This is a genomic window from Kribbella sp. NPDC051587 (genome assembly GCF_044453945.1).
In the GTDB taxonomy this organism is placed as follows: Bacteria; Actinomycetota; Actinomycetes; order Propionibacteriales; family Kribbellaceae; genus Kribbella.
This window is the reverse complement of sequence record NZ_JBITDE010000018.1, coordinates 103,878-117,634: the sequence shown is the minus strand read 5'-3', so window position 1 is coordinate 117,634 and position 13,757 is coordinate 103,878. Positions and strand designations below refer to the sequence as shown.

Annotated in this window: 13 protein-coding genes; 1 reads left to right on the top strand and 12 read right to left on the bottom strand. The window is 66.1% G+C overall.

Annotation, left to right across the window (positions count from 1 at the left end):
- Nucleotides 1–534 precede the first annotated feature (534 nt).
- From ACIA49_RS39125 to ACIA49_RS39105, 5 genes are all read right to left on the bottom strand, one after another.
- Entirely contained in the window at nt 535–1,065 is a 531-nt protein-coding gene (locus ACIA49_RS39125) for a hypothetical protein (RefSeq protein WP_396383360.1), read from the bottom strand.
- A 76-nt stretch (nt 1,066–1,141) separates the two neighbouring features.
- Complete coding sequence (locus tag ACIA49_RS39120) at nt 1,142–1,501, bottom strand: hypothetical protein (RefSeq protein WP_396383359.1); 360 nt, start codon at nt 1,499–1,501, stop codon at nt 1,142–1,144.
- Nucleotides 1,502–1,697: 196 nt separating this feature from the next.
- The gene (locus ACIA49_RS39115) at nt 1,698–2,195 is read right to left on the bottom strand and encodes a hypothetical protein (RefSeq protein WP_396383358.1); all 498 of its coding nucleotides are present in this window, start codon (nt 2,193–2,195) and stop codon (nt 1,698–1,700) included.
- Between the two features lie 125 nt (nt 2,196–2,320).
- Complete coding sequence (locus ACIA49_RS39110; protein WP_396383357.1) at nt 2,321–2,785, bottom strand: hypothetical protein; 465 nt, start codon at nt 2,783–2,785, stop codon at nt 2,321–2,323.
- A gap of 104 nt (nt 2,786–2,889) precedes the next feature.
- The gene (locus ACIA49_RS39105; protein ID WP_396383355.1) at nt 2,890–4,401 is read right to left on the bottom strand and encodes a DNA cytosine methyltransferase; all 1,512 of its coding nucleotides are present in this window, start codon (nt 4,399–4,401) and stop codon (nt 2,890–2,892) included.
- A gap of 160 nt (nt 4,402–4,561) precedes the next feature.
- Here ACIA49_RS39105 and ACIA49_RS39100 point away from each other — a divergent pair, with 160 nt between their 5' ends.
- Nucleotides 4,562–5,002, top strand: a complete 441-nt coding sequence (locus tag ACIA49_RS39100) for a hypothetical protein (RefSeq protein WP_396383354.1) — start codon at nt 4,562–4,564, stop codon at nt 5,000–5,002.
- Nucleotides 5,003–5,044: 42 nt separating this feature from the next.
- Here ACIA49_RS39100 and ACIA49_RS39095 read toward each other — a convergent pair whose 3' ends face one another.
- From ACIA49_RS39095 to ACIA49_RS39065, 7 genes are all read right to left on the bottom strand, one after another.
- Nucleotides 5,045–5,821, bottom strand: a complete 777-nt coding sequence (locus tag ACIA49_RS39095; protein WP_396383352.1) for a hypothetical protein — start codon at nt 5,819–5,821, stop codon at nt 5,045–5,047.
- A 336-nt stretch (nt 5,822–6,157) separates the two neighbouring features.
- Nucleotides 6,158–7,057: a ParA family protein gene (locus ACIA49_RS39090; protein WP_396383350.1), complete on the bottom strand. Its 900-nt coding sequence runs from the start codon at nt 7,055–7,057 to the stop codon at nt 6,158–6,160.
- Nucleotides 7,058–7,193: 136 nt separating this feature from the next.
- Nucleotides 7,194–8,759 carry a ParB/RepB/Spo0J family partition protein gene (locus ACIA49_RS39085; protein ID WP_396383349.1) on the bottom strand — a complete coding sequence of 522 codons (1,566 nt, stop codon included), beginning with the start codon at nt 8,757–8,759 and terminating at the stop codon, nt 7,194–7,196.
- Nucleotides 8,760–8,915: 156 nt separating this feature from the next.
- The gene (locus ACIA49_RS39080; RefSeq protein ID WP_396383348.1) at nt 8,916–10,835 is read right to left on the bottom strand and encodes a hypothetical protein; all 1,920 of its coding nucleotides are present in this window, start codon (nt 10,833–10,835) and stop codon (nt 8,916–8,918) included.
- A 282-nt stretch (nt 10,836–11,117) separates the two neighbouring features.
- Nucleotides 11,118–11,315 carry a hypothetical protein gene (locus tag ACIA49_RS39075; protein ID WP_396383347.1) on the bottom strand — a complete coding sequence of 66 codons (198 nt, stop codon included), beginning with the start codon at nt 11,313–11,315 and terminating at the stop codon, nt 11,118–11,120.
- Between the two features lie 139 nt (nt 11,316–11,454).
- On the bottom strand, nt 11,455–12,150 hold the full coding sequence (locus tag ACIA49_RS39070; protein ID WP_396383346.1) for a hypothetical protein: 696 nt from the start codon (nt 12,148–12,150) through the stop codon (nt 11,455–11,457).
- The gene (locus tag ACIA49_RS39065; RefSeq protein WP_396383345.1) at nt 12,147–13,541 is read right to left on the bottom strand and encodes a peptidoglycan DD-metalloendopeptidase family protein; all 1,395 of its coding nucleotides are present in this window, start codon (nt 13,539–13,541) and stop codon (nt 12,147–12,149) included. Before ACIA49_RS39065 ends, ACIA49_RS39070 begins: the two co-directional genes overlap by 4 nt.
- Nucleotides 13,542–13,757 lie beyond the last annotated feature (216 nt).

Genomic DNA, 13,757 nt, shown 5'->3' with positions numbered 1-13,757 from the left:
TGTCGTACTCCGCCTCCCCGGTGTCCTCGCTGGTGTCATCGCCGGTTGCATCCCGCCAGGTCACGCCATGCTCGTTGAACAGCCGCTCGATCTCGCCGAGGACTTCCGACCCCCAGCCGTCCCCCTTGGCGGTTCGCTGGATCCCCGCGAATAGGTCGGCGGCAAGGCTGGCACGTTGTTCGGTGGTCAGTGCCTCGAACTGCTCAGACGGTCCCATAGTTGTGGCCTCTCTATGGTGCGTAAGATTCATGGCTGCTCCCTGGCGATCGAGGCCGGCTGGATAAGAGCCGGGTGGGTGTAGGGGATGCCGATACTGATAGTTGCCTCTGGCAACCAGGCGATAAGTGCGGCGATGAGGCCGGTGCTGGTCAGATTCCAGCCCTGGTTGCCGTCCCTTGGCCGTTCCCGTGAGGCAGGTCGTGGATCGGCGTTCCCTGGTGGATGCGCATCAGTGGCGTCCTCGTGGCTGCGGGGGTGGTCGAGGCGGCCGGGCGGGGAGGTGCCGCTCCCCGCCCGGCCGCAGCGCGCGGCTAGCTAGCGCAGTACTCGCAGCCGTCGTACGGGCCGCAGGGCCCCGTCGCAGTCGTCGCTGCCGGCGTCCGGGCCCTGGGCGAACCAGAAGGTCTCGGCGATGTCGCGTGGGCTGACGCTCAGGTGGGTGTGCCGGGCGCCGGGCTTCACGGGCGCCACGATGTACAGCGAGTTGTAGGGCTGGCTGAAGTTACTGTGGCCGATCTCGACGATCTCGACCTCGGCGCCCTGGTAGGCACGGTCGTGCCAGTGGAAGTCCTCGACCAGCCGGACGCGCTGCCCGACGGTGAGCACGCCGGTCGCGTCGACCTCCGTCACGCCGGTGCTCCCGATGGTGGTCGGCGAGATCCAGTGCTCCTGGGTGCCGTGCACGATGCGGAGGTGACGCCGGGTCTCGCTGTTGTCGGCCCAACCCAGCGGGGCGTAGGCGCGGCCGGTCAGCTCGGTGCCGTCGGCCAGGTGGATGGTGCAGACCTGGCCGTCGTAGCGGTCGGCGTGCGGGTAGGTACGGCGCAGGGTGGTGTTGTCGAGCACCGGGTAGGGTCTCCTTCCTTGGTGGCCGGGACATTTCGGGTGTCCCGGCCATCTGTGTCTTGGCAGCGGGAGTCTGCTACTCGATCAAGCAGCCGGTGTTGTGGTCGAGCATGCAGGGATCGGTCTGGTGCTCCAGGTGGATCGCGCGTACCTCGTCGGCCTGGGCGGGCGCCCCGGCGTACTCCAGCACCTGTGCCAGGGTGTCGGCCTCACCGCAGGACAGCTGCGGCACGATCTTTTCCAGCAGGGTCGTGTCTTCCCAGCAGAAGAGGAAGTCGGGCAGGGGATCCAGGATCGTGCGCTCAGCGCTGGGGATGATCCCCTCCGGGAGCGGGTGCAGCTCCAGTACAGGCTGACGCCGAACCAGGTACATGACGCCTTCGTCGGTCACGATCGGTGCCGCCTTGCCCAGCTGGTCTTCCGGTGTTGAACTCATGAGATTAGTATACAGTTTTAGAGCTGTAGAATCAAGCTCTATCGACCTTCTTTGTGGCCCCCGGCAATCAGTTGGCGGCGGCTTCTGGTTCCCCGGCGCGGAATCACTACGCTCCCCGGCCGGGGCCCCGATTGCGCAATATACGAGTGCCCATTCGAATGGGCTCTGTCCCGGGCCGGGGTGACTCCACCGGCGATCAGGCCGGATCCGGGTGCGGGTGGCTGTCCGGGTCGAGGTAGTGCATGAGGACCCGGGCGCGGTGCCCGAGGTCGTGGGTGTCGCGTTCGGTGTCGGAGTCGACGGCGCTCAGGGCGGCGCGGACCTTCGGCAGCGTGACGGTCAGGGTGATCGCTGGCGGCCGCTTACCGGTCGCATCGCAGCGGTCGCAGGGGGTTCGCTGATGGCCGACGCGGCCGGTGCCGAGGCACCACGGGCAGACCGTGGCAGCGAACTCGGCTTGGTGGCGGGCGATCGCCTGGTCGACGGACTGCTCGAAGGAGGTCGGCTCGTCGATGAGGTCGCCGGACACGCGGGCCAGGTTGCGTAGCAGCTCGATGGCGCCGTCGTACAGGTCGTCGTAGGCGCGCCGGCTGTTGGGTTCCTCGCGCTCGACGCGGGTCCAGTCCGCCGCCCAGCGGCGGAACCGGTCGAGCTGGGTGGCGACGGCCGCGGTGCGGGTCTCGGGGGTGGTCATGGCTTGTCCCTTTCGATGGGAGGTGCCGGGCGGTCAGATCGGGTTGTTCAGGTGGCCCGGCGGCGGTGACTCGGGGCGTTGGTTGCCTGGGGCAGCGGTCTCAGGTGTGGCCGCCGTGCGGCGGCTCAGTCGGCGACCGCGTAGTTGGGCAGGATCATCCGGGGTTCACTGATGTCGGTGCCGCTGAGCTGCGAGACGGTGACCAGGTTCGTTCCGCCGTACCAGGCGTTGACGCCTTCGCCTTCGGCGTGGTCGGCCGCCACACCGCGAGCCTCGTGCTCGGTGCTGGCGGCAACGATGCAGGCGAGCAGTTCACGCGGCTCGATCACGTCGGTTCCCCGGTCCAGGAGCCACAGCGACATCGTGGGCGGCTTGGTGTCGTAGTCGTCGTCGCCTTCGACGGCGACCCAGGTCGTGGCCGGGAGGGCCCGGTAGGGCTCGTGCTTGCCGGTCTCGATGCAGATCGCGAGTTCGCCTTCGACGCCGAACTGGACCTTGATGAACGTGACGCGGCCCTCGATGACGGTCTCGGTTTGGTCGCTGATGTAGCGGATCTGGGTGCCGGGCTTCAGGAAGCTGAGGCGCTTCACGTCGGTGCTCCTTCGTCGGTCGTGCTGGCGAGCGGTCTGGGGTGCTGGCGGGGAGTGGCCCAGATTCGGGCTGGGCCACTCCCCCGGCTATGGCTGGTGCTGGGTCAGGCGGCGAGGGCGATTTCGCAGCCGAGGGCTTCGGCGACGGCGGCGCCGAGGTCGCGGGAGGCCGGAGGGGTCACGGCGTTGCCGAGCTGGCGGACCTTTTCCTTCTTGTTGCCGAGGATCGTGTAGTCGCTGTCGAACGCCATCCCGGCCTGGATCTCGTGCGGCTCCAGCATCCGGAAGTGGCAGTCGTCGACGTTGGGGATCTGGCCGTGCAGCAGGGACTGGTGCCCGGCGGTCGTGAGGGTGCGCAGCTCCTCGCTGACCGGCGTGACCATCTCGGCGCCGCCGGTGTTGTTGCGCATGACCATCGCGTACCGGTCGCGGGTGGTGAAGGTCCCGAAGACCTCGTCGGTCGAGCGGGTGACGCCGGTGCGGTTGTAGGGAACGACCAGGCCGTAGGCGTCGCGGGTGGTCAGGGTGCGCAGCGGCTCGGTGGTTGGGCTGGCGGTGTCGTTCCAGGTGCCTCCTGCGGGGACGACGAGACCGTGGTGGTTCCCGCCGGCTGTGACGGTCGCCATCGGCTCGTCCAGCGACCGGTATTTCGAGCTTCCGCCGCGCAGCTCGACCATGAAAGGCGGGTAGCCGGGGCGGCCGTCGGCCAGGTGCTGATTCCACGGCGTGCGCGGCAGCGCGTTCCAGGCGCCCGGGTACTTGTCGAAGTAGGCTTGGATCCGGTGCCGGGTCTTGGCCGCGAGCGGCTTTTCGCGGTCGCCGATGCGCTGGCCCGGCAGGTTCCAGTCGATCGCCGATCCGGCGGGCATGATCCAGGGCTCGGTGACCGAGTTGCGGCACGAGACGCTCGGGCAGCGCCACACGTACTGGGCGCGGTAGCGGCCCCAGGCGGCGTTCGGCTTCTTGAACGCCTGCATCGCGTTCACGATCTCGTCGCAGCCGGGGCAGTAGGCCTTCGGCCGGAGCCACTTGTTCAGGTCCGGGCAGCGCGTGCCGCGCTTGTGCGCCAGGTGGTAGCCCCGGTCGCGGGACTGGGGCGCCGGTGCGCCGAGTGCCTGGAAGTGCATCGAGTTCATGTAGACGACGTGCACGCAGTAACCCAGGTTGTCGAACCCGTGGCGCCACGCCGGGTAGAGGCTCCACTTCGATGCCTCGACGACGTTCTCGACCATGACCGCGTCGTACTGGTGGTGCTCGGTGAACCGCAGCACGTCCCACATCGTCGCGCGGCTGCGCTGTGCCGCTTCCTCGTCGAGCTTGTTGTCGCCGAACAGCGACGGCTGGCTGTCGCTGTCGCGCCGCTTCCCCTTCGCACCTGAGTGGTTGGTGCACTCCGGGCTGATCCACAGCAGATTCGTGCGCGGGTACTTCCGGGGGTCGACCTGCGACAGGTCCGCGCAGTCATGGTCGGCCCACGGGTGGTTGAGGTTGTGCGTGTTCACCGCAAGTCGCCAGTGGTTGGCGGCCATCCGGACGATGATCCCCGGGACCATCATCAGACCCGAGCTCGATCCTCCGGCACCACAGAACAGATCGGTCAGCGTTAGTTCCAGCACCTCGGCGATTCCCTTCCCCGGCTCCCCTTACATGTTTAGTATACAGTTTTAGCCCTGTATACTCAAGTCTTGTAGGGTACAGTTCTAGGGTTGTACGATGAAACGAGCCCGTCGCGTTGCGTACGCTCGGTCAGCCAACACCCAAACAAGGAGCCGGACATTGGCTACCAGCCCGGACAAGCTGCGGAGCGAAGCGATCGCCAAGCGGCTCGAGATCAGCCCGAACACGTGGACCTCCTACGTGTCCAGAAGCCAGGCGCCGGCCCCTGATGGCTACTTCGACGGCCGCACGCCGTACTGGTTCGAGACCACGATCGCCGAGTACGAGGCGAGCCGGCCCGGCAACCGCAGCTCCGACGCGCCCCAGACCAGGCGCCGGTACAGCGCCGAGGAGAAGGCACAGATCCTCGCGGACTTCGATGCGTCCGGCCTGAACGCACGGCAGTTCGCGATCGAGCGCGACCTCACAGTCAGCATGTTCGCCAAGTGGATCAGCGCCCGAGACGCGGAGGCCGGCGAGTTCGTTGCCGCTGACCAAAGGGATTCCGGCGGCCGCCGTTCGGTCTACCGCGGCAAACCGACCCGCTCCGACCAGGCCTGACGCTCCAACGGGCTGGGGTTTCGGTCCGCGCCTCGGTGCCGCTCAGTCGCTCCTGGTCCCCAGCCCCGCGAAGTCGCTTCGAAGTACGTCCGCATCCCGCAATAGGTCATGGATCCGGTGGCGGTGGCGCACCGAAGGTAGCGCGAGGATGGGCTCCGCGACGCGGAGCTCGTCGACCGCCAATCCGAGCATGGTCATCGTCCTGGGCGTCAGGTGCTCCTCGCCGACGTCCAGGACCAACTCGTCCAGCCAGCCACGCTGCTCATCGCCGTCGAGGCCGTGATGGTCCGCTTCCTCGTCAAGCCCTGAGATCACTGCGACCAGCTCGTCTCTGCGCGCCGCGATCCACAGCTCCTCCGGCGACAGCGACACCGGTACCACCTGGTCGGCGCGCTGCGCCCGCCGCTCCTTGCGGATGAACTTCTCGTCGGGGCCCACGTCGGCATACCGCAGCAACGCCGTCGAACGATCGATCCGATCCTGCGCCCCCTGCCGGCCCACCCCGAGCTTCCCACCCAGAACCGCCAGGTATTCCCCCGACGCCTTCCCCGCCTCCAGGAACCTCAACTCAAGTCGCCGCTGCTCCCACCACACGAACGTCGTCAGCACCAACGCATCCAGCGCGTCGGCCCGCCGGACCCACATCGGAATGTTGTTTCCGCTGTACCGCACTAGATAGTCCAGCACCTCGAGAGGCGCAGAATCAGGCGCATCCGGCAGCCGATCACGACTGCGATCGTCCACCTGGGCGCGCCTAGACGCGATCCGGCGGACGGCCTCAACGACCTCCAGCCGAGACACCTTAGGAGGAGTCGACATGCCCGTCAGTATTTCACTGACGACTAGCAATCGCGCGGTGGGCGGGCATCCGGCTGCGGATTCGGGGTGATGCAGGCTGCATCACCCCGAATCGTGATGGGTGATGCAGCCTGCATCACCCTGCGCTCCAAAGGTCAGCTGCTGCGACCGGGCTCGAGTGGTTCGTCGTCCGGGTACACGGGCCGACCATCGTTGAAGGTTTCCGCGACGAGAAGTAGTTGGCCTCTGACTGCCTCGTTGAGGAACTGCGTCATCGTGTATGGGCGGCCAGTGGCGCGGCGCACAAGCCGGACCGCGGCACGGCACTGACGGTGAAGTTCCCGCTCCAGATTAACGCTACTGGGTCGCGGCATCTTTGAACTCCGCCTGGTCGGCTGGCCGGTCCTTCCCAAGCAGCACGCCGCGCTTCTGCAGGCTGCTGAGCTGCGCCCGATAGTCGTCGCTCACCGCCTTCGCGCGGTAGCCGTAGAGCGGCAACGGCGTGTAGTTCGTGTACGCCTCATCGACGATCGAGGCACGGCGGATCTTCGGGGCTACCAAGTCCCCGTAGCCCTCGATCAGATCCTCCATCTGCTCGTCATACACGCCGCCTTGATGCGGCACCGCGCAGGGGAGGATGCCGACAAGCGGGATGTTTACGCGGTAGCCACGACGGATCGTTCGGAGTTCCTTTTCGAGGGCGGGGATGCCCTCGTTCTCCTTGCCCGCCGGCTTGGTGCAGGTGATGACGCCCCAGCTGTTAGGGGGTGCTGCGCCGTCTTCCTCCTCGGCAGTGGCGAGGATCCCAGCGATGACGAGGACGTTGAGAGATCCCGGGCAGTCATAGAGTTCGATGTCTACGTCGCTCTCATCGTCCTGCACTGCCTCGAAGAGGCGGAACACTCCCCCGGTGATTCCCGGCAACTCGACAACCAACTGGTCGAGCGTGCCTCGGTTCGCCGGGACGATGGACAAGTTCGGGATCGGCTCGTAGAGCTGCTCACCGCTGTCGGTTTCACCGGCTGGGTAGCGCGCGGGAAGCTCGACGTCGGCGATGGTGGCGTTCTGCCTGAGTACGTCGACGATGGTCTTGTCCCGGTGTGACGGGTATCCGAGCCAAGTGCTTGCATTGGCCTGAGCGTCCATGTCGTATACGCGTACCCGATGGCCTGCTTGCGCCAGGAGTACCGCGTACGTCGTTACGCTCGTGGTCTTGCCTGCGCTCCCCGACAGCGTCACTACTGCGTACCTGTCCACGATGGGTACTGCTCCTTCTTGCGAGAGAGGCGATTCGGCCGGCGAGCGGTCGGGTGGGGTGATGCAGGCTGCATCACCCCGCCGAGTCTCGGGTGATGCAGGCTGCATCACCGAAACCGCGAATCTGGGTTGTCGGTTACTCGGTTAATGCCGCCTGGGCAAGTTGCTTCTGCTCCCAGGCTGTGGGGGAGTAATCCCCTCGGGTACGGAGAAGGTTGCAGTAGCCGATTTCGGTCGGGCCCCACTCCGTACTACCAGCTGCGGAGATCTCGTAGCGAGCCAATGCCAGCAACCATGCCAGATGCTGCCTCGTAGCGGGTTTTGACTCGGCGCTCGCAGTTGTCCTCAGACGGTCGCTGGCCGTTGGGACCTGGAGGTCTGCCGCTTGCGCCCACTGGGCTGCCAGGCGCCAGACCTCGGCCGACTGTCCATCTTGACCCTCGAGCCGCTGAGCGACGAGAATCTCCAGCAACGCATCTTTGCCGGGGGGTGCCGACGCGAGGCGTGCACAAACGCTTCTACGCGCCGCGGTCGCCTCCTTTCGCTGCCGGAGCACGTCTTCCTCGGGATCATCTGCACCAGCTGGCGCGGCTTCGGAGTAGTACTCCAGCGTTCCCTGCTCAGGTGCAATCGCGGCCACAAGTCGGTCCTCGCGGCGTGCCGCCTCGACCGCTTCGTCGCTGTACAGCCTGTGAACGGCCTGCTGCTTGCCGAAGGTGCTTGTCGGATCGACGAGCCGCAATCCAGCAGCAGCAGCTTCTTCACGGCTCTTGCGCTCCGCGAGCACCCGTTCTGCGGCACGTGGGGGCGTGATGTTGGTTCGGGTGATGAGCTCGAGAGCTGCGATCTGGTCTGCCCTACGGGCCGCAGATGTCTGATCCGGGTCCGGGGCCTTCTGCCACTTCCGCGCCGGCCCGTAGGGGAGGGCTCCGGCGAGGGCTGCAGCGGCAGCACTTGGAATCTGCTTCAGTTCGATCGCCCCTTGTACCTCAGGGCAGAGCAGTAGAAGAGCTAGTCTCCGGGAGACAACGCTCTGATCTACCCCGAGTCGTTCTGCGATCGCACGCTGCCCCAGCCCTGCCTGCTCGGAGTATCGCGCGTACATGCGAGCTTCAGCGAGGTCTCCCAGATCTTCGCGGCCAAGGTTCTCCAGAGCCATGGCATCAAGGTCGCCGTCGTTTTCCATCGTCGTGTCGTCGACGACGGCCTTCATCGTCTCCCGCGTTGCTTCCCTTGCTGCCGCGAGACGCCGGTGTCCGTAGATGGCCACGTACTCCGCGTCGCCGATCTGCTCAGCCAGTTGCGGACGGCGGGCCAGGAAGGCGGTGCGGGTGACGAAGAGCCCGGGGATCTTCACGCCATTGGCGCGGACTCCATTAACCAGTTCCTCCCACTTCGCGTTGCCCGGCTGCGGCACTGACCTTTGGGGGTCATTGAAGGGGTGTGGAGCAACGTCGTCGACGCGGATGTCGACCACAGCGTGCCCATCGATTGTCTGGACTCGCTTGGGCTGACGCGAGGCAATTCCGGCAAGGATGCCGCCATCAGCAGGCGACTCATCCGGCTCTCCGTCGTACAGGTCATCCTCATCAGAGTTGCCTGCGAGTGCACCGAAGCGACTCTTCGTTTTTCGGCCACCAGCCTGTTTGCTGCTCGACTTCGTTCGTGTGGTGCTTCCTGCTGCGGTGACCTCTGCCGCCATCTCTCTCCCTCTTCACATGCATTACCGGCATTACCAGTGCGCTAGAGACGCTACCGGGCGGAGCAACGCGGGAGCCAGCCGACTCACCGACGATACGAACGCGGCTGCCCGTTCGAGGGTGATGCAGGCTGCATCACCCTCGAACCTCTCGGTGGATTACGCCCTGCTGGCATCCGTGACACGTAGAACCTCAGCCCCAAGCGTTTGCTCGAGCAGACGCAGAAGGGTCAGGTGAGGGTCTACATCTGGCACAGCTGACTGTTCCTGGGCGATCCAGAGCTCCGGAGGCGGGACCTGATCGAGAAGGCGTAACCGTCTGAGTCCTGGGTCTTCCGGCGGGGCCGGTGGCGTTGGCCGGTCCGCCCAGCCGTCGATCAGGTGTTCTGGGATCTCGATAGGTAAGTCGTGCTCGTTGGGTGGTGGTTGCTGGACCCGGCCGGCAGCGCCGATACGCCGTACGCCGAGCCACTTCCACCAGTCCTGTCGTTCTTGGCGGATCCTTTGTAACTGCAGGGTGATCTCGTCAGTGATTCCAAGGAGCTCGGCGACCATGTTCAGGTCGGCTCGCGGAGACAGGCGCCAGTGGCCGTCGACCTTCTCTGCCAGGTCCCAGGCCGCCAGCACGAGGAGCGCGGTGGCCACGGCGTCGGGGGAGCGGCGCATGGTCTTCGCAATGCCTCGCCCGGTTGTCGGTTCGGCCATGTTTTCAAGGGTTTCGTAGGTCAGAGCGGCCATGGTTCCGAGCTCTCTGAAGGCTGCTCGAATGCCGTAGATCTTGCCTTTGCGCCAGGGCCGGCCAGCGAAGGAGCGGGTGTCGTACCGCTCGGGCAGGCGGAGCCGGTAGCGGTCGGCGACCGTGCCTTGGTGTTCTTCAACGAGTTCGATGAACGGGTCGTCTTGTTCCCTTAACAGGACTAGGTGTTTCGCGAGAGCCTGGTGTGTTTGTTTGCCAGCGGCAACCGACAGGCTGCGCACTCCGAATTCGATGTCCAGGCTGCCCCTCTTCTGTGCGGCCTCAGCCAGCGTCCGCAGGACCATGTGCTGGTCAGGGGTGAGGTTGTCTGGCGCGAAGTCGTCGACGGCCGCAGTCCACAGGCGCAGCGCTTGGTAATCATTCAGCGCGCCCCCCTTCCTACCCCCCTGTGATACCTGCCCCCTAGTGTCGCTTTGACGGACAGTGCTCTCCTGGTCTGAGGGGCTGCGTCTCATTCCTCGCAGCAGAAGGTCGGCGTTCTTCCAGTCCCTGAGGAGGGCCTTCCTCCGGTCTTTGGCGTGATAGCGCTGGTAGAAGCTGTTCAGCCCGGCCCAGTGGCCGGACTCCATCCGGCGGGCGACGTCTTCGAGTCGCATACCGGCGGCCATTGCTGAGCAGAGGACGGCTTGCCGGGCGTCCGAGGGGGTCTTGTATCGGGCGGTGTCGTAGACGCCTTGTTCAGCGATGCAGCGAAAGGCCGCCGTGAGTGGGCGCGGACCGCCAGTCCTTGCGTGCCATGGCTGGTCGGCCAGGTCGTCGCTGAGCGTTCCGAGTCCCTCGAAGACCTGGCGGCGGGCCTGGATTTCGGAGGCGAGCTCAAGGCGGAGGTTGGTGATGGTGTCCGCTCCGGCTGGACGCTGCAGGATGTCGTAGGCGACAGCCAGCGGAGTGATGAGCTGCTGGTAGCCCTTACCCATCTTGTAGAGGCTCCCGGGCGGCCTGATGACCCCGAACTTGGCGTTGAGCATGGGCTGGGGGTCGAGGGAGGGCAGGCGTGCCTGCAGAGCACGGACGAGGGTTGTGGCTTCGCCGAGCGAGATGGCTTCGGCCAGCGGTAGGTAGAGGTGGCGTCCGCCGCTGGGAGACTGGTCGACGATCACGCGTCCGCCGGCAGCTTCGAGGACTCGCTGGGCGGTCGTTGCGTCGCGGAGCACTTGGAGCTCGTCGGTCTTCTTGACGTCAAGGTCGAGTGCGAGGAGACGGGTCATGCCCGTGCCGTCGTAGATCGGAATGGCGGCCGGCTGGTTGGGCAGCTTTTTTGTCATCGGCCGACGGCCCCAGCCGCCGAGGTAGGTCCTACCGCCGTCCTTGGAGACGAGCATCCAGGACTGCCCGCTGAGGAGAGGAACGAGCGCTTTCCAGGCCTCGGCGGCGGCTTTTGCTGCTTGATCAGGGACGACACGCCGATGCACAGAGGGGTGCGGACTGGCGCTGTCGCCGGAAACGGCTACAGTAGGCATAGCAAAAGAGCCCCCTTGAGGGGTGTGGTGATCCGGCCCTCGCGCGACGCCAGCCAAGCAGGCGCGAAGGTTCTGGGCTTACGGCCCGCCCCTTAGGGGGCGGGCCGCCGTACTTTATGAGGTTGTTCTCGAATACTTAGCTGGCTAGCCGGTCAACGGCAGCTCCTGCGGTGGCTCAGGCTGGCGGAGGTGGACGGGGAACCAGGTGGGGTAGCCGTCCTCATCGACTTCCGCTTGGGCATGCTCGAGCAGCAAGTCCACGTAGACACCGCGCGAGATTCCTGCACGGGTTGCGAACTTGTCCGCCTTCTCAACCTCGTCCGGATGGACCCAGGCACGCATGTTTGCGGTACGCCCTGGGCGCCCAATCCCGTGCCTTCTACCTGCAACTGCAGCCATGGGCTCGATCCTGGCGAACAAATGAGCACAAAGTGGCGCGACGCGCCGAGGATTGAGCACAAAGTCTCGGCGCGTTTTGGCACTACTGGACGTCGTACGACGCAATGAACCACTGTTTGTTGACCTTGCTGAGGGTCAGGTAGAGGACCTGGGTCGGGTTGTCGGCGCTCCAGTTGTTGTCGCCGGTGCTGCGGCATGTGGTTTGGATGGCGCGGCTGGCTTGGGTTGGGGTGTCGGTGGGTGCGCCTGCTTCGGTGGCGTCGGTTGCTGTGCATTGGGTGTAGCCGTTGTGGGATTTGAGTTCGCGCCAGGCTGCGCCGGGGTTGCCGCCAGGTGGGGGTTGGCGTAGTTCGGTGGCCAGGGCGGGGATGGCGAACGTGGCTGCGCGGCGGCCGGCGTCGGCTGGCTGGTTGTCGAGTCGGGTGTCGTAGCTGGTGAGGGTGAGGGAGAACGCGGCCGCAACGGCGTTGGGGTCGCTGCGGTCGGGGTTGGCCGCGGCTGGGCTTAGTCCGCGAGGCGTCCCGGTACGGCCCGGCGTGCCGGGACGGTCGGTCGGCCGACCGGTTGCCGGGGGCAAGGGGATTGAGGGGGTGATGTAGGGGGTCTGGCTCGGCGCTGGTGGGGTGACCGAGCCGTTGTAGTCGAGCGGGCTCGAGGTGGTGGGCGGTGGCTCGGTCGGTTCGCTGTCGGGGTTGCTGCGGCCGCAGGCCGCGGTGGTGGCGAGCAGTACGGCGGTCAACGTTGCAGCGATGGCGCGGCGGCGGGGGCTGTTGGTCATGGGGTCACTCGCCGGGTTTCGTGGGTGGTCTTCTTGTAGTAGCCGGTGTCGACGGGCACGATTTCGACCTTCTTGCGGGGGTTCGGGGCGTGGATCATTTGGCCGTTGCCGATGTAGATGCCGACGTGGTCCCAGCGGCCGCTGAGGCGGCCGGTCTTGAAGAAGATGAGGTCGCCGGGTTGTGGTGCGCCGGTGATGGGCTGGGTGGCGCCGTACTGGTCGTGGGCGACGCGGGGGAGTTTGGTCTTGCCGCCGGTGGCTGTGTACCAGGCGTAGCGGGTGAGGGAGCTGCAGTCGAAGCCGGACTTGCCGCCGCCTGGGGCGGGGGAGGGGCCGGTGAGGCTTCCGCCGCCGAAGACGTACGGGACGCCGAGCTGTCGCCGGGCTGCGGCGATGACGGCGGCCGCGCCGCCTTCGGGGTTGGTCGGTCCGGCGTGGTCCTTGAGCCAGGCAACGGGGTCGACGAAGGATCCCTTCACCTTGATCTCGAAGTGGAGGTGTGGGCCGGTGGTGTTGCCGGTGTTGCCGGAACGACCGAGTCGCTGTCCGGTGTGGACCTGGTCCCCGGTGTGGACACCGAGCTGGGACAGGTGGCTGTAGGTGCTCAGGACGCCGGCGCCGTGGTCGACGACGATGTGCCAGCCGTAGGCGCCACCCCAGCCTGCGGATTTGACGGTGCCGTTGTAGGTGGCCAGCACGTCTGTGCCGGTCGGTACGACGTAGTCGTAACCGGTGTGCCAGCCGAGTGACCACAGAGGTCCGGCTTGGTGGAAGACCGCGCCGACGCCGTACTTGCGGGCAACGGGCTTGATCCATCCGCCGCTGGCCGCGTCGACATCCTCGGTCGGCGTGAACTTGGCCATGGCCGCGCGGATCTTCGGGACATAGAACTCGGTCTGGCCGTTGCGGGGAATGCACTTGCAGCCGAGGATCCGGCCTTCGCCCGCGTTGTAGGAGGCGAGGGCGAAGTCGACAGTGTTGCCGCCGAGCGGGCGGACGATCTCGATGAGACGGCACATGTAGCGGGCTTGGGCGGCCGTCGCATCCCAGGGGTCGTACACGTCTTTCTTGCCGTCGTCGTTCGCGTCGACGCCATACATGGCCCATGTGCCGGGGACGAACTGTGACGGGCCTTCGGCGGGCGGGTCGGAGTCGGAGACGGAGTTGACCTTGAAGCTGGATTCGGCCTCGATCTGGGCGGCCAGGAGGGGAGCGGTGATCTCGGGGCAGGTCCGGGCCGCGGCGAGGATGGGTCCGACGAACTCAGCAGGTACCGAGCCTTCTCGCAGGCCTTCGCCGTAGCTGGCCTGGGCAGGCTCGTCGTCGTGGACGCCGAGGATGATGGCGGCGAAAGCGACGATGAGGGCGAAGATCGCGGCGATCTTTTTCAACTCGAGTCCCCGTTCTCGTGAGTCGACAGCTTAGACACGGCCGGTGTCGGTTCGGCGAACCAATTCGATTGGGTTGCACGAAGTTGCAATGCCTTGGGCAACTAACTTCCCTCGGATGGGTGCTTGGGATCAGGGCGACCGCCGAGCGTGCTGTCTTCGACCGAAGCAGCCGGGCGGTCACCTCCAGACGACTTGAGTATACAGGTCTAAAACTGT

What these genes read in the sequence shown, in the direction of transcription:
- ACIA49_RS39075 (WP_396383347.1), bottom strand. Translation starts at nt 11,315, where the DNA reads ATGCGTGCCTGGGTCCATCCGGACGAGGTTGAGAAGGCGGACAAGTTC.
- ACIA49_RS39070 (WP_396383346.1), bottom strand. Translation starts at nt 12,150, where the DNA reads ATGACCAACAGCCCCCGCCGCCGCGCCATCGCTGCAACGTTGACCGCC.
- ACIA49_RS39095 (WP_396383352.1), bottom strand. Translation starts at nt 5,821, where the DNA reads ATGTCGACTCCTCCTAAGGTGTCTCGGCTGGAGGTCGTTGAGGCCGTC.
- ACIA49_RS39085 (WP_396383349.1), bottom strand. Translation starts at nt 8,759, where the DNA reads ATGGCGGCAGAGGTCACCGCAGCAGGAAGCACCACACGAACGAAGTCG.
- ACIA49_RS39080 (WP_396383348.1), bottom strand. Translation starts at nt 10,835, where the DNA reads ATGCTCGTCTCCAAGGACGGCGGTAGGACCTACCTCGGCGGCTGGGGC.
- ACIA49_RS39120 (WP_396383359.1), bottom strand. Translation starts at nt 1,501, where the DNA reads ATGAGTTCAACACCGGAAGACCAGCTGGGCAAGGCGGCACCGATCGTG.
- ACIA49_RS39115 (WP_396383358.1), bottom strand. Translation starts at nt 2,195, where the DNA reads ATGACCACCCCCGAGACCCGCACCGCGGCCGTCGCCACCCAGCTCGAC.